Source organism: Ensifer sp. LC163 (genome assembly GCF_001695855.1).
GTDB lineage: Bacteria > Pseudomonadota > Alphaproteobacteria > Rhizobiales > Rhizobiaceae > Ensifer.
Map to the genome: position 1 here is coordinate 188857 of NZ_MBSS01000023.1, position 17943 is coordinate 206799.

General features: G+C 62.1%; 17 protein-coding genes. 12 read left to right on the forward strand and 5 right to left on the reverse strand.

Going from position 1 to position 17943, the window contains the following annotated elements:
• Window positions 1-70: 70 nt before the first annotated feature.
• Window positions 71-1528, forward strand: a complete 1458-nt coding sequence (locus tag BC360_RS19055; protein ID WP_065796509.1) for an MFS transporter — start codon at window positions 71-73, stop codon at window positions 1526-1528.
• Between the two features lie 21 nt (window positions 1529-1549).
• Here BC360_RS19055 and BC360_RS30935 read toward each other — a convergent pair whose 3' ends face one another.
• A complete protein-coding gene (locus BC360_RS30935; RefSeq protein WP_083222631.1) occupies window positions 1550-2332 on the reverse strand; it encodes a hypothetical protein in 783 nt (260 codons plus the stop codon).
• 27 nt (window positions 2333-2359) lie between these two features.
• A complete protein-coding gene (locus BC360_RS30940; RefSeq protein WP_139110108.1) occupies window positions 2360-3202 on the reverse strand; it encodes a hypothetical protein in 843 nt (280 codons plus the stop codon).
• Between the two features lie 570 nt (window positions 3203-3772).
• Between BC360_RS30940 and BC360_RS19065 the strand changes: the two genes are divergently transcribed.
• The gene (locus BC360_RS19065) at window positions 3773-4216 is read left to right on the forward strand and encodes a hypothetical protein (protein WP_065786153.1); all 444 of its coding nucleotides are present in this window, start codon (window positions 3773-3775) and stop codon (window positions 4214-4216) included.
• A 122-nt stretch (window positions 4217-4338) separates the two neighbouring features.
• On the opposite strand, the gene BC360_RS19070 is transcribed toward BC360_RS19065, so the two are convergent.
• Window positions 4339-4584: a hypothetical protein gene (locus tag BC360_RS19070; RefSeq protein ID WP_065786154.1), complete on the reverse strand. Its 246-nt coding sequence runs from the start codon at window positions 4582-4584 to the stop codon at window positions 4339-4341.
• A 275-nt stretch (window positions 4585-4859) separates the two neighbouring features.
• Between BC360_RS19070 and BC360_RS19075 the strand changes: the two genes are divergently transcribed.
• Both BC360_RS19075 and BC360_RS19080 read left to right on the forward strand, forming a co-directional pair.
• Window positions 4860-5114, forward strand: a complete 255-nt coding sequence (locus tag BC360_RS19075) for a DUF1127 domain-containing protein (RefSeq protein ID WP_065786155.1) — start codon at window positions 4860-4862, stop codon at window positions 5112-5114.
• A gap of 7 nt (window positions 5115-5121) precedes the next feature.
• Window positions 5122-5952, forward strand: a complete 831-nt coding sequence (locus BC360_RS19080; RefSeq protein WP_065786156.1) for a helix-turn-helix transcriptional regulator — start codon at window positions 5122-5124, stop codon at window positions 5950-5952.
• Here BC360_RS19080 and BC360_RS31715 read toward each other — a convergent pair.
• The gene (locus tag BC360_RS31715) at window positions 5949-6137 is read right to left on the reverse strand and encodes a hypothetical protein (RefSeq protein WP_065786157.1); all 189 of its coding nucleotides are present in this window, start codon (window positions 6135-6137) and stop codon (window positions 5949-5951) included. The two genes, BC360_RS19080 and BC360_RS31715, sit on opposite strands and share 4 nt — an antisense overlap.
• A 516-nt stretch (window positions 6138-6653) precedes the next feature.
• On the opposite strand from BC360_RS31715, the gene BC360_RS19085 reads away from it, so the two are divergent.
• The 7 genes from BC360_RS19085 (at window position 6654) to BC360_RS32400 (ending at window position 15224) form a co-directional block, all read left to right on the forward strand.
• Window positions 6654-8348, forward strand: a complete 1695-nt coding sequence (locus BC360_RS19085) for an IucA/IucC family protein (RefSeq protein WP_320416830.1) — start codon at window positions 6654-6656, stop codon at window positions 8346-8348.
• Complete coding sequence (locus tag BC360_RS19090) at window positions 8332-10068, forward strand: IucA/IucC family protein (protein WP_065796511.1); 1737 nt, start codon at window positions 8332-8334, stop codon at window positions 10066-10068. Before BC360_RS19085 ends, BC360_RS19090 begins: the two co-directional genes overlap by 17 nt.
• Window positions 10065-11345, forward strand: coding sequence for an AMP-binding protein (locus BC360_RS19095; protein ID WP_065796512.1), 1281 nt, complete (start codon window positions 10065-10067; stop codon window positions 11343-11345). Before BC360_RS19090 ends, BC360_RS19095 begins: the two co-directional genes overlap by 4 nt.
• Window positions 11342-12664 (forward strand): DUF6005 family protein, encoded by a 1323-nt coding sequence (locus BC360_RS19100; RefSeq protein ID WP_065796513.1) that lies wholly within the window; start codon window positions 11342-11344, stop codon window positions 12662-12664. The genes BC360_RS19095 and BC360_RS19100 overlap by 4 nt, the downstream gene beginning before the upstream one ends.
• Window positions 12661-13506 carry a sugar phosphate isomerase/epimerase family protein gene (locus BC360_RS19105; RefSeq protein ID WP_065786162.1) on the forward strand — a complete coding sequence of 282 codons (846 nt, stop codon included), beginning with the start codon at window positions 12661-12663 and terminating at the stop codon, window positions 13504-13506. Before BC360_RS19100 ends, BC360_RS19105 begins: the two co-directional genes overlap by 4 nt.
• A 379-nt stretch (window positions 13507-13885) precedes the next feature.
• A complete protein-coding gene (locus BC360_RS19110; RefSeq protein ID WP_083222634.1) occupies window positions 13886-14986 on the forward strand; it encodes a PQQ-binding-like beta-propeller repeat protein in 1101 nt (366 codons plus the stop codon).
• Window positions 14987-15062: 76 nt separating this feature from the next.
• The gene (locus tag BC360_RS32400) at window positions 15063-15224 is read left to right on the forward strand and encodes a hypothetical protein (RefSeq protein ID WP_167590844.1); all 162 of its coding nucleotides are present in this window, start codon (window positions 15063-15065) and stop codon (window positions 15222-15224) included.
• Window positions 15225-15356: 132 nt separating this feature from the next.
• Here the strand turns inward: BC360_RS32400 and BC360_RS19115 are convergent, their stop codons facing one another.
• The gene (locus tag BC360_RS19115; protein ID WP_065786165.1) at window positions 15357-16007 is read right to left on the reverse strand and encodes a YceH family protein; all 651 of its coding nucleotides are present in this window, start codon (window positions 16005-16007) and stop codon (window positions 15357-15359) included.
• Between the two features lie 448 nt (window positions 16008-16455).
• Here BC360_RS19115 and BC360_RS19120 point away from each other — a divergent pair, with 448 nt between their 5' ends.
• The gene (locus tag BC360_RS19120) at window positions 16456-17607 is read left to right on the forward strand and encodes a hypothetical protein (protein ID WP_065796515.1); all 1152 of its coding nucleotides are present in this window, start codon (window positions 16456-16458) and stop codon (window positions 17605-17607) included.
• Window positions 17608-17943 lie beyond the last annotated feature (336 nt).

Genomic DNA, 17943 nt, shown 5'->3' on the forward strand with positions numbered 1-17943 from the left:
CCGCCATGCCAGGCAAGGAGCTAGGCTTCTGACGGCTCCATTTCGGAGTTGCCAGCAGACGGAGTTCGTTTTGAAGCGAGACATTGCAGCGCCCACGGAGCCGACCGTTGAAGGTAGCGAGCGGACGCGTTCCGTCCGACTGGGGCTCGCCGGCCTGTCGCTCTCCATACTGTTATCGGCGCTCGGCACCAGCATCGCCAATGTCGGCCTGCCGACCCTGGCCCACGCTTTCGAGGCGTCATTCCAGGACGTGCAATGGGTGGTGCTGGCCTACCTTCTCGCCATCACCGCGCTGATCGTCGGCGTCGGCCGACTCAGCGACATCGTCGGGCGGCGACGGCTGCTCCTTGCTGGGATCGCAACCTTCACGCTGGCCTCGGGCCTCAGCGGCCTTGCCCCGACACTCTGGCTGCTGATCGTCGCCCGCGCGGCACAGGGCCTGGGCGCGGCGATCATGATGGCGTTGACCATGGCCCTCGTCGCCGAGACGGTGCCGAAGGCACGGACCGGCAGCGCCATGGGGCTGCTGGCAACCATGTCCGCGATCGGCACGGCGCTCGGCCCGTCTCTCGGCGGTGCGTTGATTGCCGGCTTCGGCTGGCCCGCACTTTTCTTCGTCAACGTGCCGCTCGGCATCCTCACCTACGTCCTCGCGCATCGTCATCTGCCTGCCGACAGTCAGGGAACCGCGCGAGCCCCTGCCCGTTTCGACGTTCCCGGGACCATCGTGCTGGCATTGACGCTCGCGGCCTACGCGCTTGCCATGACCATCGGCCGCGGCCATTTCGGCCCGCTCAACATCGTTCTGCTACTGGCGACGGCCCTGGGAAGCGGGCTGTTTGTGCTCGTCGAAGCAAAGGCCGCATCTCCCTTGGTGCGCCTGGCCATGATTCGCGATCCGGCTTTGAGCGCGAGCCTGATCACCAATGGGCTGGTCTGCACGGTGATGATGACGACGCTGGTTGTCGGCCCTTTTTATCTCGCGCGCACCCTGGGGCTCGATGCGGCCATCATCGGGCTGGTTATGTCGGTCGGCCCGGTGGTGGCAGCAATGAGCGGCATACCGGCTGGCCGCTTCGTCGACCGGTTCGGCGCACGGCCGGTGATGATGGTCGGACTTGCGGCAACAGCAGTCGGCGCCGCCGCGCTCTCCATGTTGCCGGCAACACTCGCCATTCCCGGCTACCTCGCGCCGATCGCCGTTGTCACCGCCGGCTATGCCCTCTTCCAGGCGGCCAACAACACCGCCGTCATGGCGGGCATCGGCGCCGATCGCCGCGGTGTCGTTTCCGGCATGCTCAACCTGTCGCGCAACTTGGGGCTCGTCACCGGCGCGTCCGTCATGGGCGCCGTCTTCGCCTTGGCATCGGCCGCGTCCGACATCGCCACGGCCCCGCCCGAGGCCGTGGCGTCGGGCATGCGCGTCACGTTTGCAGTCGCGGCGGGTCTCATTCTTCTGGCCATCGTCGTTGCTCTTGCGGGCCAGGCACGCACGGCGTCCTCGGCGTTGCCTGACGATGGACGATAGCGTTGGCGCGGTGGAAGTCGGCTATTCCAGATCCATCGTGGTGAAGACCCGGCAATTGTTGGGCGCGGGCGTGCCTCGGCAAATCCGCGCATCGACCAGTTGGTCGACCGCGAGCGTGCTCGTCACCAGAAGCGCCTTGAACAATTGCCAATGACCGAGATTACCGTCTTCGTTGCGTGGGCCCTCGACCAGGACCTGATGTCGCACGCCCATCTCGCCGTAATATGCTGCCAGCGTCTTGGTGCCGGCCTCGCTTGCAGCTACGATCGGAATATCCTCGACGGCCGTTCCTTCGCCGGCGAGCCGTCGAACGCCGGCCGCCAGAACCAGGGTGCATGCATGCACGCATCGTCCTTGCGAAACCGCCTCGCCGATATGGTCAGCCCCTCGGTTGTCGTTTGCCGTACAGCTTTCCTGGTCCCGCTGGCATCCGACAAAAACGGTCGTGCCGACGGCCACGCTCAGCCCATTCCTGCGAACGAGGCGGCCGACCGCCATGGCAGCAGCAATGTCCCCACCCGGTGATGCAAGGACCAGCGGCAGCTTGCGGTCACCGAGCGTCCTTAACGTCGTCTTCAGCAAAGTCGGCGTTCTGGGACCGATCATCCCCTCGGCGGAAATCCATTCCGTACATGTCGGCTCGCAACCGGCCTGGTTCGAGCGCACGACAACGAACCGCATCTGCTGTTCTTCCGCCATTGCCGGCTGCTGGATCAAAATGCTTGAAGCAGCCAGACAAATCAGCAGCGCCGCCCGTCGCAGGCGGGGCGAAGTCTTGTCGGCGAAGGCATTCCATCCAGGCATCCCTATCTCCAGCCAAAGTCCGCGGGTCTAGCGCTCCAGGTCCGACATCACGAAGACGCGGCAATTGGCGGCTGCCGGCACCGCCCTGCAAGCCTCGACCGAGGTCAGCAGTTCGACCCCACCCAGCCTGGTCGTCAGCTTCATCTCCAACATCGCGACGGGCTCGATCTTGCGAATGTCGGCAGCGGGCGTGATCTTCATCAGATCGATCACGGCACGGCCGACGCCCATTTCCACGAGATAGGCTGCCAGCTTACGCTCGGTCGCCCTGTTCATCTCATAGGTCTTGTAGCCGCCGACATTCCTGCGACTGACGACCTTCTTGCTGGTCATCTTCTTCTTGCCGTTCACGACATGATATTTCGTGCGATATTGCGTCTCCGTCTGAATGTAGGTCGTGGTGATCTGGTGCACGCCAAGAAACGCCCACTCGCCGACCACGCGCCGGGTGCCGCCGGCAAGCAGCAACGGACAGGCCGAGTTGCAAAAGGCTTCGCCGGAATAGGCGATGCCGATGTGGCGGGCGCCTTTGCGGTCGTTGTCGCTGCAATCCTGCTGCTCGGGCTGACAACCGATGAAGCGGGTCCTGCCGACCGCAACTTCAAGCTTTCGCGCTCTGATCATGCGCCCGATCGCAAGCGCAGCATCGACGTCTCCGCCTGGCGACGTCACCACGATCGGCAGGCGTCGGTTGCCGATGGACTTGAGCAGCTTCTTGAAACGCGCCGGACTTTCGTCGACGATCGTGCCCTCTGCCGATATCCACTCGGGACAGGTCGGCTCGCAGCCCGGCTGGCCGCTGCGAACGACGAAGAACCGCATGTCGCCGCCGTCCGTCTGCGATGCCCGAACCGTCGCGGCCGATAACATGGACCCAACCAACAAACAGACAAAGACCACTGAACGCCAGAACACTTCGCGTGGAAATGCCGTGCCGAGCAATTGAGCGCACCTCCTCCCGCCTGTATCTGCGCCGGAGCTTCAGAGCGGAGCGATCTCCCGACCCTGTCTTGCGCCCCCGTGCTGCGCCGGACTGAACAAATTTCTATGCTGCAAATATGAGTGTCGAAACAAATGGCTCTTGCGCCGCGATCGCTGAGATCGTGCGCAGAAGACGAAATGAGAATGCCGGTTGCACCAGTCAAGAATGAAATCAAAGATAGCACGACTGATAAATATCAGGCAATACTCATATAACTGAAATCGCTCGGCATGCGCGATGCGATCAACCGACATGGTCGTCGGCTCGGCCAACACCCAGCTTCCCGAAGATTCTGGCTTCTTGGAAGGCAAGGCTGCCAGGAGGCGCCACGTCAAAAGGGCTCAAGTCACTGCAGCGGAATGATAATCGGTCGTCCGGCATCGATCAGCGCTCGGGGGGACTAGATACGTCGCCAACGCTTTGACAACATAGGCGCTCAAGGCAGGGTTGGCGATTCGATGACGATATTCTTCAAGGCAGCGATTTCCGAGGACGTGGCATTCGGGATGATCGAGCGGTGTTTTTCCGATCCGGACGACTATGACGGTTATCTCGATATCTTTGGCGATCACACCGAGCAGACCGTTTCGTGGAGCAAGGGCAGGTCGGCAGACGAGTTCAAGGATCAGATCACCGAAGCACTGCGTTCGGCCTGGGAGACAGCGCGTTTCTGGCAGGTTTACGAACGGCGCGAAGACAAGGACGACGCCGGCACCAACGAAATTCGAAGAGCCGCAATCGACCTGACGCGCGCCTATGGCGGCGTGATCGTGATCACGCTGAGCCTGCTCGGCCGGCGCAGCAGCGCAAACGATCTCGAACTGGTGTTCCTTTGCTTCCAGGAGGACGCCCAACGCCGGAATTTTCGCGTGCGTTACGACGGAAAGTTCATCGCCGCCTGAAGGCGGATCCCTGACGAGGCGATGGGGAAGGCCTGCCCGGCGCAAGCACATGGATCATGTCTGCGGCTACGGGCTAGCCCCGTGCGCGCGAAGCGCAGGTCGGTTCAAGACAATGACAGGCCCTAGTGAAGCTTTCGCGAAAGTATCAGCGAAGACGTGATCTCCTCGAGCATGTGAATGTCCTCGCTGAGCGCCGTGCGATGCCTGTGCGACAGGCTGACGAGACAGTCCGCCACTTCGTCCGACGTCCAGCCCGCGGCCTCGGCGCGGTCGACCAGTTCCAGGAAGGCACCTTCAACCGCGCATTCGCAATCAGGCTCCCGATCCGGATGTCCGTGACTGACCAGCGGTACGGCTATTTTGGTCATGAGCGATCCTCCCAGTGTCAGAATAGTGCCGCGTCAATGACATGCAAAGCGACTAAAGTCGTACTTTTGCGGCGACTTTGGTACTCGGCGAGGCTCGTTCTCCGCCCCCGCCCCCTCAAACAACGTCCCCTGCCTTAAGCCAGACCATGAAGGCGGCGTTGTTTGCGTTCATAAACGCCGGCGATCCCTCACCGATCGCTAAATAATCTGACAGCGGCAGCCGCGGCGATGCGTCATCCTGCCATCATCGAAAGCGAATGACGGGAGATGATCCGATGCCGGATACAGCTTCATCCCATGGCAACCTGATCTATGTCTCCGCACGGCTGATCGCCCCGCGGGAGAGATTTGCGGCTTCGGCCGCGCTCGAAACACGCGGTTTTCCCTGGCGGCTGTTTGCGCGGCTTTCCCGCTGGATGGACACGCGGCGCGGGCGTCTGGATCTGCTTGCGCTTTCGGATCATCAACTGAAGGATATTGGCCTGTCGCGCGGGGCCGCCTATAACGATTTCTACAAACGCGACGAATAGGACCGCGATGTCCCAATTTTCGTGCCAGACGCTTCTCGACACCGCCACCGCCTCGCTTCGGGATGTGGTCTGCGACGGCGCGTGCCGTGGCAAAAGCGGCGAGGAATGCAGCCACTGCACAAGCCTCGTCTATCCCTATCGCGGCGTCTTCATGCGGCATGTGGGCAAGGCCGACACCGTGGCTGAATCCAATCAGGTGATCTTCTTCAATCGTGGCGAAGACTATCGCGTCAGCCACCCGATCGAAGGCGGCGACGCCTGCCTTGACGTGCAGGTGGACGAAGCCATCCTCTGCGAACTTGCGCCGAAGGAGCAACTGCGCTCCGGCGCGCTCGTTTCGTTCAAAAGACCGCGCCGGCGCATCGATCCAAGGGCGCAGGCGCTTGTCGCCCTGTTGCGCTACAGCCTTCACCGCAGGATTGCCGAAACGCTGGAGGCAGAGACCCTGGCGCTGACATTGATCAGGCGCTCGCTCGGCGAGAGGACGTCGCACAGCGTGGCTACGACCTATGGCCGCGAAAAACTCGTCGATCGGGCGAAGCTGGTTCTTTCGACCGATCTTGCCCGCCGCTGGACCTTGGCCGAGGTGGCGGCGGAGGTCGGCGTGTCGCCGGTCTACCTCACCCAGGTTTTCCAGCAGGTCGAAGCCATGCCGCTCTATCGCTACCAGTTGCGGCTGCGGCTTGCGCGAGCGCTGGACCTGCTCGGCTCCTACCATGACCTGACGGCACTCGGCCTCGACCTTGGCTTTTCCAGCCACAGCCATTTCAGCGCGTCCTTCAAACAGGCCTACGGCCGCACGCCTGCCGAATTCCAGCGCGCCCTCCATCTTCGCTAGCCTTTCACAAGCGCCCGGCCGAAGGCGTTATCGCTGCGTGCCTCGGCGGCGCCGCGCGCGCGATCCGGCCCTGTTCCATCTGGGCGGCTCATGCGGCCTGAATTTAACTGGACAAAAATAATCATAAAAAATCCGGGATCGGTGAAAAAAAATCCGGAGCCGGTCGTCTTTGTTTGAAAGCGCATGCTGAAGCATCGCGCCGAAAGCCGAGACGGGTGGAAGATGAACTCACCGGAATGCCGTAGCGGACGTCCGCCGTTGGCAGGGGAACGTGGCCACACAGGCTCGTTTCCCTCTGGAATGGTGGCAGCCCGCGCATTTGCGTTCATAGCCGCGCAAGTTGTGGCAAAGACACACATCACTTCCATCCGTATCCACCGCTTAAACGGACATCGTCAATCGCGCCCGTCTGGACCGCCCCCGTTTGTTGCCTGGCCGCCAGCCGGGCGCATCCCGCGCCAATCCCATCCGCCTCCACTGGCGGCTGACAGACCGTGCGTGACAGATGTCGCGCCGACCTAAGCCCGTTCACTAGGAAAATTCGATGCGTTGCGCCTCCCACGCGACGCGATTGCGCGACTTTGCATGTCGCGTGCCGAGGATCGACAGACATGAAATCGTCTAGGCAAATCGCAGAAACTGCGACATTTCAGAGCTTCGCCAACTGCTATCTCAGGGAGGTCAATCCCGGGGTACCAGTGATGCACCGAACTGCTGGCGGATCCTGCGACAGCATCGAATGGTCGCTTGCCCGCCAGCAAATGATGCTGCGCGTGGAGGTCACCTCATCGTCCGTTTGCGGGCCGCTTCACTTCGGCAGGGCCTGGGCGCGCCATGTCTCCGATCCGTCCTGGCGTCCGATCGAGCTGATGTCCGTGCTTCATATGTTGGTCCAGGCCGCCTATCGCCAGGACGATGCGGGGCAGCCAGATGCGTTGCGTAGCTTCGAACTTGAGCTTCTGATCCGGGTGCTCGAAAGCTATCAGCAGACCGCCCTCTACATTGACAAGGCGCCGCCGGATCCGGAGGACGCCGGCGAATTTCTCGAGGCCGAACAGTCGCTTGTCTTCGGGCACTGGCTGCACCCGACGCCCAAGAGCCGGCAGGGCATGACCTATTGGCAGCAGGAGAGCTATGCGCCCGAACTGCGCGGCCAGTTCAAGCTGCATTATTTCGCAGCGAAGGCGGAGCACGTCAGGCACGCTTCCGCCCGCTCGGCACAGGCGCCGGACATCGTCCGCTCGTTGTCGGGGCTCGATGCGGAAGACTTGGGCCTCGCCGGTGACGAGTGCCTGCTGCCGATGCACCCGCTGCAGGCGGAAGCCCTGCTCCTCGACCCCGGCATCCAGGCGATGCAACGGGCGGGCATCCTGCGTCACCTGGGCCCGGCCGGTTCACTCTTCAGCGCAACATCGTCAGTCCGCACGGTCTATGGCGCTGCGGAAGACTGGATGCTCAAGTTTTCGCTGCCGGTGCGCATCACCAATTCCGTCCGTCTGAACCGAAAGCAGGAACTGGAGGCCGGCGTCGCGATGGCCAAGCTGATCGACCGGATCGGCTTGGCCAAGCGCTCGGCAAACTTCCGGATCATCCAGGACCCGGCCTATATCACGCTCGATCGGCCGGGCCACAGCGAGAGCGGCTTTGAAGTCATCCTGCGCGAAAACCCCTTCGCCCATGGCAAGGGACAAGGCGTCATCACCGTAGCGGCCCTGACCGCCGAGCCACTTCCGCAAACGCCGTCGCGGCTCGAAAAGCGCCTGCGCACACTCGCCACCAGGGATCGAGAGCCTCTCGCCGACGTCGGCATCGCCTGGTTCCAACGCTACCTCGCCTGCGCCGTCGAACCGCTGATCCGGCTCTACGACGACTACGGCGTCGCACTCGAAGCGCATCAGCAAAACAGCCTGCTCGATATCAGCGCCGGCTACCCCTCGGTGAGCTACTACCGCGACAACCAGGGTTTCTACCTCTCCGAACGTTATCGCAGCCTGCTGGTGAGCCACGTCCCGGAAACCGAGACGATCCCGTCGCTCTATTTTCCCGAAAGCGAGATCCGCGACCGCTTCGCCTATTACCTCATCGTCAACCAGGTCTTTTCGGTCATCAGCCGCATGGGGCATGACGGGTTGTGCGACGAAGGCACGCTTCTGCGGGTGCTGAGGAACCACCTGGAGCAATGCGCGCTCGGGATGGCTGGCGCTGGACGGGATTTTGCCCGTCACGTCCTGGACCTGCCGACGATCGCGTCGAAGGCCAACCTGACCACCCGGCTGTTCAATGTCGACGAACTGCAATCCGACCACGCGCCGATCCTTTATCGCCCCGTGCCAAACCCTTTGCGCGCACAGGCAGCCCTGACTGTCTCGAGGACAAGCCATGCCATTGCCTCTTGATCTCCAGGGACGCCCCGACGACCGGGTGCTTCGCCAGCTTGTCGCCGCTCTTCTGTTCGAAGGCATCATCGAGGCGCATCAGAGCGACGGCGATGGCGCGACGCATTTTCACTGGACGCTCGGCGGCCGCGATTTTCGGTGCGACGCCGTGGTCGGAGCATTCGGACGAATTCGCCCATTGCCGGGATCGGTGCACATGCGGACGGGCGACGACTGCTGGAGCGAGGCGTCGGTCTCGCTTGTGGTTTCAGCGCTGCCCGGCAGCGGCATCACCCGCGGCAAGCTCTTGAACGAGATGAAGCAGACGATTGCTTTTTCCGAGTGGAACGACCGCCATCTTATCGCCCGTCCCCGGCGGGAGATGTCCTTTGCCGAACTCGAAGGCGCCATTGACGAGGGGCACCCCTACCACCCCTGCTACAAGGCCCGCACCGGCTTCTCTCATGCCGACCATGCTTTCTTCGGTCCGGAAGCCGGTCAGTCGTTCCAGCTCGTCTGGCTGCTCGTCGCGCGCCAGCACCTGCGCCAGGCGTTGCCCGACAGCGAAGAGACGTTCTGGCAGGCCGAACTTGGCGAGGAAACCTGGGCGCACCTTCAAGGCATGCGGCAGCAGCTCGGTCTCTCCGCCGATGATTTCGGGCTCGTACCCCTGCATCCGTGGCAATGGCGCAATCTCAGCGAGACGCTCCTTGCCGGCTGGATCTCGGCCGGGGAAGTCCATTGCCTCGGCCCAGTGGGCGATCGCTACACGGCGACCCAGTCGGTGCGTTCCCTCATCAACCAGGACCGGCCGCTCGCGGCAAGCGTCAAGCTGCCGCTCAACATCGTCAACACGTCCTCTCGGCGCATCCTGGAGCCACATTCGGTCTCAACCGCTCCGGTCATCTCCCGCTGGATCGGCGAGATCGTCGCTTCGGACCCACTGTTCCGCGAACAGTATCCGCTGACCATCCTGCAGGAATATGCCGGGATCATCGCCGATGCGGACGAGCCGCTGGCCGGGCAGGTCGGGGCGATCTGGCGCCAGAGCGCGCAGGCGACGCTCGAAGCCGGAGAAGCCGTCGTTCCCTTCACGGCGCTTATGATGATGGAGATAGACGGGCGGCCCTTTGCCGACGACTGGATCAGGCGCTTCGGCCTTATGCCATGGATCAACCGGCTGCTCGAGGTCGCCGTGCTACCCGTCTGGCATCTGCTCGTCCATCACGGCATCGCCGTCGAGGCACATGGCCAGAACATGCTGCTCGTGCACCGTGGCGGATGGCCGGTACGGCTGATCCTGCGGGACTTCCACGAGAGCATCGAATTCTCGCCGGGCTTTCTGCGCGAACCGGAAAAGGCGCCCGATTTTCCATCGCTGCACCCGCTCTACCGGGACGCCGAGCCGGACCAGTTCTACTGGACGGACAATCTGGATTCGTTGCGCGAACTGGTGATGGACACCCTGTTCGTCTACAACCTGAGCGAGATCAGCCATCTTCTCGACCATTGCTACGATCTGCGCGAGCCGCTGTTCTGGCAGCGGGTCGAGCGCCTGCTGTCGTCCTATCCGCACAGCCGCGCAACGGCGGCTCGGCAGGCACAATTGCGCCACGGCCGGCCCGAAATTCTCACCGAATCCCTGATGACGAGGAAGCTCTTCGCGCGCAAGCCGGAGTACCACCACGTGGTGCCCAACGCCTTGGCCGCGGACCGGCTTCAACGAAGGAGAAAGCCATGATCCGTATCGATGACAGGCACTATGATCGCGCCTATTTCGACGAAACATCCGCACGCCTGGCCGGGCAGATCGGCCTGAAAGACCGCGACGACGGACGCTACGCGGTCTGCTTTGCCGAAACCGTCGATTGGCTGGCGCTGTTCTTTGCCATCCGCAGGGCCGGCGCCAGCGTATTGCCGATCCACCCGGGCACGCCCTATTCGGCCGCGCGAAAGCTTGCGGTCGGGGCCGGCTGCGACCGGCTGTTCTACAACAGCTTAACGGCCGAGGTGTTGGAACGACCCTCGAACGCCTTGCCGGCCGGAACGCTTCTCCAGATGAGCTCGGGCACGACAGGGGCGCCGAAATGCGTGGCGCGAAGCTGGGGGGATATCGACGCCGAGATCGAAAGCTATATCGGCACCTTCCGCGAGCCGGCGGACATGACCCCGGTCATCGCCTGCCCGACGACCCACTCCTATGGCCTGATCTGCGGCATCCTCGTGGCGCTCAGGCGTGGCCAGACGCCGGTGGTCGTCAACACGGCCAATCCGAAATATCTCATGAAGGTTCTGCGCGAGGTCGGGCGGCCGCTGCTCTATTCGTCGCCGGCGATCCTGCACACGCTTGCCCGGCTCCTGCCGGAAGGCAAACAGATCCATGCGACGATGACGTCGGGTACGCTGCTGCCGGATCCCTGGTTCGTCCAGATCAGGGCCAAGAGCCGGCACATGTTCCAGCAATATGGCTGCTCCGAAGCCGGATGCATCGCCATCAATCCGGATGTCACTGCCGCCGGACACATGGGGTTCGTGCTGCCGCATCTTCTCCCGCAAACCGGAAGTAGTGTCGAGGATACGGGCGAGATCGTCGTGACGAAGGACGATGGCATCGCCATCCACACCCGCGATCTCGGCTATCGCCGCGATGACGGGATGTTGGTGTTCGTGTCGCGCATGGACGACATGATCAATGTCTCCGGTCTCAACGTCTATCCCAGGGATGTCGAGGATGCGGTGATGGCGATGGCGGGCGTGAGCGACGCCGTTGCCTTCCGCATGGGCGACCGCTTTGCCGGAGAGCGTGTCGCGCTGCTGTTCAGCGCCAGCGAAACCATCGCGCCGCAGGCGATCCGCGCATGGTGCAGCCTGAACCTCGCCAGCCACCAGCTGCCGATGGACATCCGCCAGGTCGATACCATCCCGCGCCAAGCCAACGGCAAGATCAGCCGCCGCGAGGTTGCCGCCCGGCACGCAACCGGCGAGTTTGCCAAACCGATCGCCGGAGCAGCGTCATGACGAACGACGAAACCCTGCAGGCGATCCACAAGGTCCTCAGCGAACATATGATGCACCCGCATCTCGACGGCTTCGGTCCGCAAGCTCGCCTCAACGAGGACCTCTATCTGGATTCCGTCCTGATCCTGCAGATCTTTCTCAATCTCGAGCTGGAATATGGGCTGAGCGTTCCCGAAGAAGCGATCGCCCGGCAGGATGTCCAGACCGTCGCCGACCTCGCCGCGCTCTATGAACCGAAAGTGGCCGCGGTCGTGCCGTCGTTTCCGCTGACCGGCGGCACAGCCGACGAAGGCGTCCACGGTGAGGCCTATTACGACATCAAGGTCCATTGCTTCGTCAGCTGCGTCTGCGACGGGCTGAAACGCCAGGGCCTGGATCACCGGCCGTTCTATTTCGGTGTCTGGGATGCGAAATTTGCCCTCAGCGATCGTTTCCAGCTTCTCTACCACGCACCCGAGATCAGCCAGGAATTCTTCCGCGGCTGGTTTCAGCGGCTATACGGCGTCACCGTTCGCGAATGGTACGACCCGGATTTGAGCAAGAACGAAAATCTCGCCGTGCTGCTCGATCTCGTTAGCCGGCGCGCAGATACCGGTTCCGTGATGGTCATGCTCGACATGTTCCATCTGCCGGAGCGCGAAAACAAGTTCAACCAGAACCCCTTCCCGCATTACCTCATGCTGCGGGAGACCGCCGATCCCGACACATGGTTCGTGCACGATCCGGATTATCGGTGGGAGGGTGAGATCGCGCGGGACAAAGTGATCTATGCGGTCATGCAGCCGACCGTTGGGGGCGGTTATGTCTTCGACAACGCCGAAGCCCGGCCGCCTGCCGCCGAAGACCTCAAGGCCTATTTCGAGGCTTGCTTCATCGGGGACAATAACCCTCTAGCCGACACCGTTCGTACAATCGTAACGGCTCATCTGGAGGGACGCAGCGGCATCGATCTCGCCGATCTGACCAAAGCCGTGCGCGAGCTGCCCGTCATCACCATCCGCAAATACGCCTACGAGCATGGCTTTGCCTTCTTCTGGCGGGCGTTGAAACTGCCGGCGGCCGAGTTCGAAGGCTGGTGCGAAGAGATCGAGGCCCTCGTCCAGGCGCTGAAAACGCTGCACTACGATTGCATGAAGCTGAGCCAGACCGGCGACCGCGCGTTGGCCGCCCCGGTTTTCGAGCGGCTGGCGGAAGCCGACCGGCTCGAGACGAAGCTGAAAGGCAAGCTGGCAGAGATCTTCGATCTCTGGTGCGACCGGAACATAGCCGCTGACATTCCCATGCTGAAGAGGCCCATGCTGAAAAGGGTTGCGCGATGAACATATCGCTGTGCACGATCACGTTCCGACATCATCTGATTTCGCTCGGCGAAATCGCCGCCTGGGCGCAGTCGAACGATTTCCAGGGCATCGAGCTTTGGGGCGCGCATGCGCGCAACCTGGTGCAACAGCCCGACCGCAATGCCGATTGGCTCGACACCTTTGGGCTGAAGGTGCCGATGATCAGCGACTACCTGCCGCTCGACGGCGATCCGGAGACGCTTAGGCACAAGACTGTCGAACTCTGCAGGCTCGCGCGCCGTTGGCGAACCCGCAAGATCCGCACCTTCGCCGGCAATTGCGGTAGTCTCTCCGTCTCCGACGAAGAGCGGCAGCTGATAGTGGAGCGGCTGAAGGAGATATGCGCAATCACCGCCGGCTATGGCATTCAACTGCTGGCGGAGACGCATCCGAAGACGCTGGCGGATACCGCGGCTTCGACGCTGCGTCTCATCGACGAGGTCGACCATCCCGCCTTTGCGATCAACTTCGATACGCTCCACGTCTGGGAGGGCGGCGACGACCCCATCATCGTGCATCGCCAGATGAAGCCGCACGTCCGCCACTACCACCTGAAGAACATTCATGACCGGTCGGACCTCGCGGTTTTCGAGCCGGCAAACGTCTATGCCGCCGCCGGCCGCCGCGACGGCATGACGCCGTTGTTCGAAGGCACGCTCGATTATGTCGGTTTTCTCCTGGAGATCGCGGGCGACGGCCAGTCCGATGCATCGCTGGAATGGTTCGGCAATGATTGCCTCGATATCCTGCGCCGCGATCGCAGGCAGGTTCGCCGCGTGATCGAGGGGCGTGCGCCCGTTCGCAGAACAGTCAACTTTTAGTGATCGCCTTTGGCGGCGTCATCGGCCCGTGCCGGTGCGCCCCATAAAAAAATGGCCCTAGCTGTACATGCCGGGGCCCATTTTTTGTTTTTGTTTTCGTCTTGCAAATGCCTATCGATATAGTGTCGGAGCACCGAAATACTGCCTCGTTCGCGGCTTAGCTCATTTTTGACTTGAAGCGGACGAGCTGTGCTCTACCCCACCACTTTGGCGATCTTGCAACCGAAAATCAATCAACTTTTATGGGTCTATTTTTGGCTCCGCATCGTGCTGGAGCATGGGAGGTCATCGCGGTGTTTGCGAGCCCCCTTCCCCCTCGGCGAATGACTGAATAAGCATCTGCCGCCACGGCGGCCAGCGGCAAGGATCAAGGCGGACGATGAGTTTAACAGCAGTGTGGTCGGTCAGGCTCGCCAACGAGCGCAACGTCAAATCAAGGGGGCCGGTGCTTGCCGGCGGTGCCGTCTACCAACTGTTCCATTATGACAAGCGCGACTTCTTCGAAAGCAGGTTGATGGCGCTGGCATTGGCCACGGGCGAAGAGCTCTGGAATACGACCGTCGATCATGTCGCCAATCGCCCGGCAATCGGCGCGGACGGCACCGTCTTCCTGAGCAGCTTCGATGGAGCCGTGGCAGCCTATGATCCGAACGGCAACCAGATCTGGCGGTGCGACGCAATCGAGAGCAATATCGGTCCGCCCACGCTGGCAGGCAGCGACCACCTCGTTCTGGCGGAAATCCATGGCAGAGCCCGGCGAACCTGGTGCCTCGACGCCCGCACCGGGGCCGTTCTATGGACGTTCGACAACGGCGGCCACAGCTACACGCTGGCGGCAACGCAAGACGTGGTCGTTCACGCGACCGTCGTCAGCGGCGCGAACTTCGGCGAAAGCACCGTTCGCCTGTTTGCCCTTTCGGCATGGGACGGCTCTGTGCGTTGGTCGGTGACCCATACCGAATACATGTTCGTGCCCGTCATTATCGACGACACGGTCGTCGTCGGCGCCCGCGGCGCGGTGTTGGGCTACGATCTGGCGAGCGGCAAGGAGCGCGCGCGCCTCGCCTTGCCCGAGGGAACAGCCGCCATGCATCTGTTGGCACTCCCGGAAAACAGCATGGCCGCTGCCGACGATGCGACGACGCTCAGGTATCTGGAGCTACAGCGCCAAAGGCGTTTCTTTCGCAGCAATACGAAGCTGATGGAGCGCTGGGCAAGCCCCCTTTCCAACCCGGCTGTCGGCGGGCCGGTCGAACTCGGCGCCTCAGTTTCCATTCTGACGGAGAGCGGGCAGTTGGAGATGTTCGATGCGCGACAGGGTCACAGGACCGGCGCACTGGATCTGCGCACCGGCCATCACCAGTCCGGTGGTGCCGCGCGGTCCGGTGAATTCCTCGCTATTGCCCATGGCCGCACCGTGTGCGCCTACCGATACGGAGGTATCGGCTCGCCACCCTCCGTTGTTCACGTCGATCGCTAAAGAATCTGACAGCGACGCCAGCGTGCAGATGGTCTTCTCTGATGGTCGAAACCACGACCAAGAGGAGACGAAGACGATGAGCCAGAAAACCTGTGCGGCCTGCGACTGTGAGCTCGATCAGAACAGCATCAAGGTCAAGTTGGGCGGCAAGACGGTGGAAGTCTGCTGCGAGGAATGCGCCGCCGCCATCGGCGAAGCGGAAGCCGCAAGGACGGCTGCCACTTCAGCCGGAAAGTAAACGGGAGACCGGCCGTCACGGCGACCGGTCTCCGACCATAAGTCGGCGCCCTGAAGGTCGCCGTAACACTTTGAATTTCTGCATAATTTTTCCCTTGAATCGATTCCGATTTAAGGAATTATGCAGTAGCGCTCAGTGCCCCTTGAGCGCGGCAATTTCGGCCTGAAGCGCCGCGACAATCTCTTCCAATGTCTGCACGCGCTGCTCCAGCTCGGACAATCCGGTCCCGACAAAGGAGGACGTGCCCGGTGCGGCGGCAACCGTCTGATCGACCTCGCCACACAGCAGATGCGCAAACCGGTCCTCGCGCTGGCCGGCGCCACGGCTCAGCTGGACGATGAGCGGAGGCCGGCGCCCGATCATCAGATCGAGGTTGTCCTTGAGATCCTCCACCGATTGGAACCGCGCCATGCGCTCGCTGCGCGACCAGAGCTCGTAGGCGGTCTGCGGGCCGCGCAGCAAAAGCAGACCCAGCACGGCGATCTGCGGCGACGTCAGCGAAAAGCGGTTGGCGGCCAGATGTTCATAACGCTCGACACGCGACGCGAAGGCCTGCCGGACCAATCCCTTCTGGGTGAGCGAATTGAGCGCACGGTGCACCTCCATCTGTTCCAACGCCATGACCGGATCGCGCGCCGTCTTTTGGTTGGCGGCTGAGTGGAGGGAGTTGAGCGTCAGCGGATAGACGTCAGGCGTGGTTTCCTTCTTCTCGATCAAGCAGCCAAGAACGCGGGCTTCGATCGCATTGAGTTCGGGGAAATCGGTGTCTGGATTGGTGTTCATAAGGCTCACTCTTCTCGGCAACGCGTCCAACGGCAATCCGGGGTTCCACGACCGGATTGATCTTGCCCAGATCGTCCAACCGTCTTGGGGCGAACGTTCCGAAATCTCCAGCCAGCCGAACCGCGTCCCTCGATAAACCGTTGCGCGACCAAGGCCAAGTTGCTTTGCGCTTGCTGAGGTCGATATGTGGTCTGCTGTGACCGCCGCCAGGCGACAGGCCGAGGCCCATACGTCGCCTCGTTTTATTTCATCGACCACGGTCGGGGGCGCCCGGTCGATCACGATTGCGCCGCAGTTCGCGTCGATACGGTGCCGGTCAATTTCAAGCTGATTCCACCCACTGCCCTCCCTTGCCTCACGTCGTCACTTGCGCAGCTGTCACTCCATCCGGATCACCGCCGCGTCGATGGCCGACAGCTCTCGAAAACCATCATCACAGAAGCCGCCCATGTCCCGTATCAAAAAGAGGGTCGTACTGCATTTTCCCGGCTTTGAGCCCTTTGACGCCGAGGCACACCGCTTGCGTTACGCACGTTCTGCCCAACAGAGCGCCGAGGTATGGGACTTTAAGTCCGATATCGGGCCCTTGGTGAGCACGGGCGCTGCGGCGCATTTCGATGTCGATTGCGCCGGGTCGGATTGGCAGACGTCAAGCCGCATCCATCTCTTCGATCACGACGTGCTCGTCGACACCCTGAGCCGCCGGTCATTCGTTCGACGGCTGGCCGGGGGTTTTGCGAGCGCGCTGCATGTGGCGTTCAACGGCGGGCTCTGGGGTTACTTTCGCCACGCTTGGCGCTTCGCGCTGTTTTCCCTATTCCCCTTCCTGATGGCGAGCCTGATGACGGCAGCCACCCTCGTGGTCGCGTTCTTGCCAAACTGGCTGAACCTATCCAGCTGGAACCTGCTGTGGAGCCTGCCGCTTGCGGGTCTTCTGATGCAACGGTTCCTGCTGCCACTGGCCAGCAAGTTCCATACGCTGCATCTGTTTGCCGACTGGGAAATGGCCGTCGCGTTGGCGCGGCTGGATCGGCCCGAATTCAACCGCTGGCTCGACAGCTGTGTGAATGCTGCCCGCGAGGCGTTCAACGAAGAGGCGGACGAGTATCTGATCAGCTCGCACAGCATGGGCTCCAGCGTCGCCGCGCATGTCATCGGCATGCTGCTGGAGCGGCAGCCGGATATTCTGGCGGGCAAACGGGTGGTGTTCGCAACACTTGGCGGCGCGATCCTGCAGTGTGCGCTGATGAGGCCGGCGCAGGCTCTTCGCGCCCGCGTCGGGGCAATCGCACGCGCTAGGGAGATCTTCTGGTTCGAGGTCCATTGCCTGACGGATGTCGTCAACTTCTACAAGACGCGTGTCGTAACCCTGTCCGGGCATTCGAGGGAAAAACAGCCGCCCATCGCCTATATCAAGGTGAAATATCTGCTTTCGCCTGACCGCTACCGCAGGATCAGGCGCAACTTCCTGCGCGTTCATCGGCAATATGTGCTCGGCCCGGACGTTCGTGCATCCTTCGATTTTACCCTGATGACCGCAGGCCCGCTGCCGGCCGCGGCATTCGCGGATTTTTCGCGAACAAACATGCCGACGCTTTGATCCGAGGCCGGTGAAGGTCTGCGGCCGGGCGCCTGCAGACCGGATGGGAACGCCGGAAGAGTTCGAAGGCGACCACGATCGGAGGCGCATTGCGGTGGCTGGCAAGAATATCGCCGATCGTGTCGATCGTCCTTGCGGAAGTCTGATCGCGCTTACTGCATAATTCCTTAAATCGGAATCGATTTAAGGACGAAATTATGCAGCAACTCAAAGTGTTACAGCGACCTTTGCGCGTCTAAATAGACGCGCGGCGCTGTAAAGTGCCGCCCGTGCCGGTCATTGCCAAACGACGCCAATTTCCGGGAAACGACGCGATCCAAACCAGTGTCTATGCGG

What these genes read in the sequence shown, in the direction of transcription:
- BC360_RS19085 (WP_320416830.1), top strand. Translation starts at nt 6,654, where the DNA reads ATGCACCGAACTGCTGGCGGATCCTGCGACAGCATCGAATGGTCGCTT.
- BC360_RS19080 (WP_065786156.1), top strand. Translation starts at nt 5,122, where the DNA reads ATGTCCCAATTTTCGTGCCAGACGCTTCTCGACACCGCCACCGCCTCG.
- BC360_RS30940 (WP_139110108.1), bottom strand. Translation starts at nt 3,202, where the DNA reads ATGTTATCGGCCGCGACGGTTCGGGCATCGCAGACGGACGGCGGCGAC.
- BC360_RS30935 (WP_083222631.1), bottom strand. Translation starts at nt 2,332, where the DNA reads ATGCCTGGATGGAATGCCTTCGCCGACAAGACTTCGCCCCGCCTGCGA.
- BC360_RS19110 (WP_083222634.1), top strand. Translation starts at nt 13,886, where the DNA reads ATGAGTTTAACAGCAGTGTGGTCGGTCAGGCTCGCCAACGAGCGCAAC.
- BC360_RS19115 (WP_065786165.1), bottom strand. Translation starts at nt 16,007, where the DNA reads ATGAACACCAATCCAGACACCGATTTCCCCGAACTCAATGCGATCGAA.
- BC360_RS32400 (WP_167590844.1), top strand. Translation starts at nt 15,063, where the DNA reads ATGAGCCAGAAAACCTGTGCGGCCTGCGACTGTGAGCTCGATCAGAAC.
- BC360_RS19105 (WP_065786162.1), top strand. Translation starts at nt 12,661, where the DNA reads ATGAACATATCGCTGTGCACGATCACGTTCCGACATCATCTGATTTCG.
- BC360_RS31715 (WP_065786157.1), bottom strand. Translation starts at nt 6,137, where the DNA reads ATGCGCTTTCAAACAAAGACGACCGGCTCCGGATTTTTTTTCACCGAT.
- BC360_RS19100 (WP_065796513.1), top strand. Translation starts at nt 11,342, where the DNA reads ATGACGAACGACGAAACCCTGCAGGCGATCCACAAGGTCCTCAGCGAA.
- BC360_RS19065 (WP_065786153.1), top strand. Translation starts at nt 3,773, where the DNA reads ATGACGATATTCTTCAAGGCAGCGATTTCCGAGGACGTGGCATTCGGG.
- BC360_RS19120 (WP_065796515.1), top strand. Translation starts at nt 16,456, where the DNA reads ATGTCCCGTATCAAAAAGAGGGTCGTACTGCATTTTCCCGGCTTTGAG.
- BC360_RS19090 (WP_065796511.1), top strand. Translation starts at nt 8,332, where the DNA reads ATGCCATTGCCTCTTGATCTCCAGGGACGCCCCGACGACCGGGTGCTT.
- BC360_RS19095 (WP_065796512.1), top strand. Translation starts at nt 10,065, where the DNA reads ATGATCCGTATCGATGACAGGCACTATGATCGCGCCTATTTCGACGAA.
- BC360_RS19070 (WP_065786154.1), bottom strand. Translation starts at nt 4,584, where the DNA reads ATGACCAAAATAGCCGTACCGCTGGTCAGTCACGGACATCCGGATCGG.
- BC360_RS19075 (WP_065786155.1), top strand. Translation starts at nt 4,860, where the DNA reads ATGCCGGATACAGCTTCATCCCATGGCAACCTGATCTATGTCTCCGCA.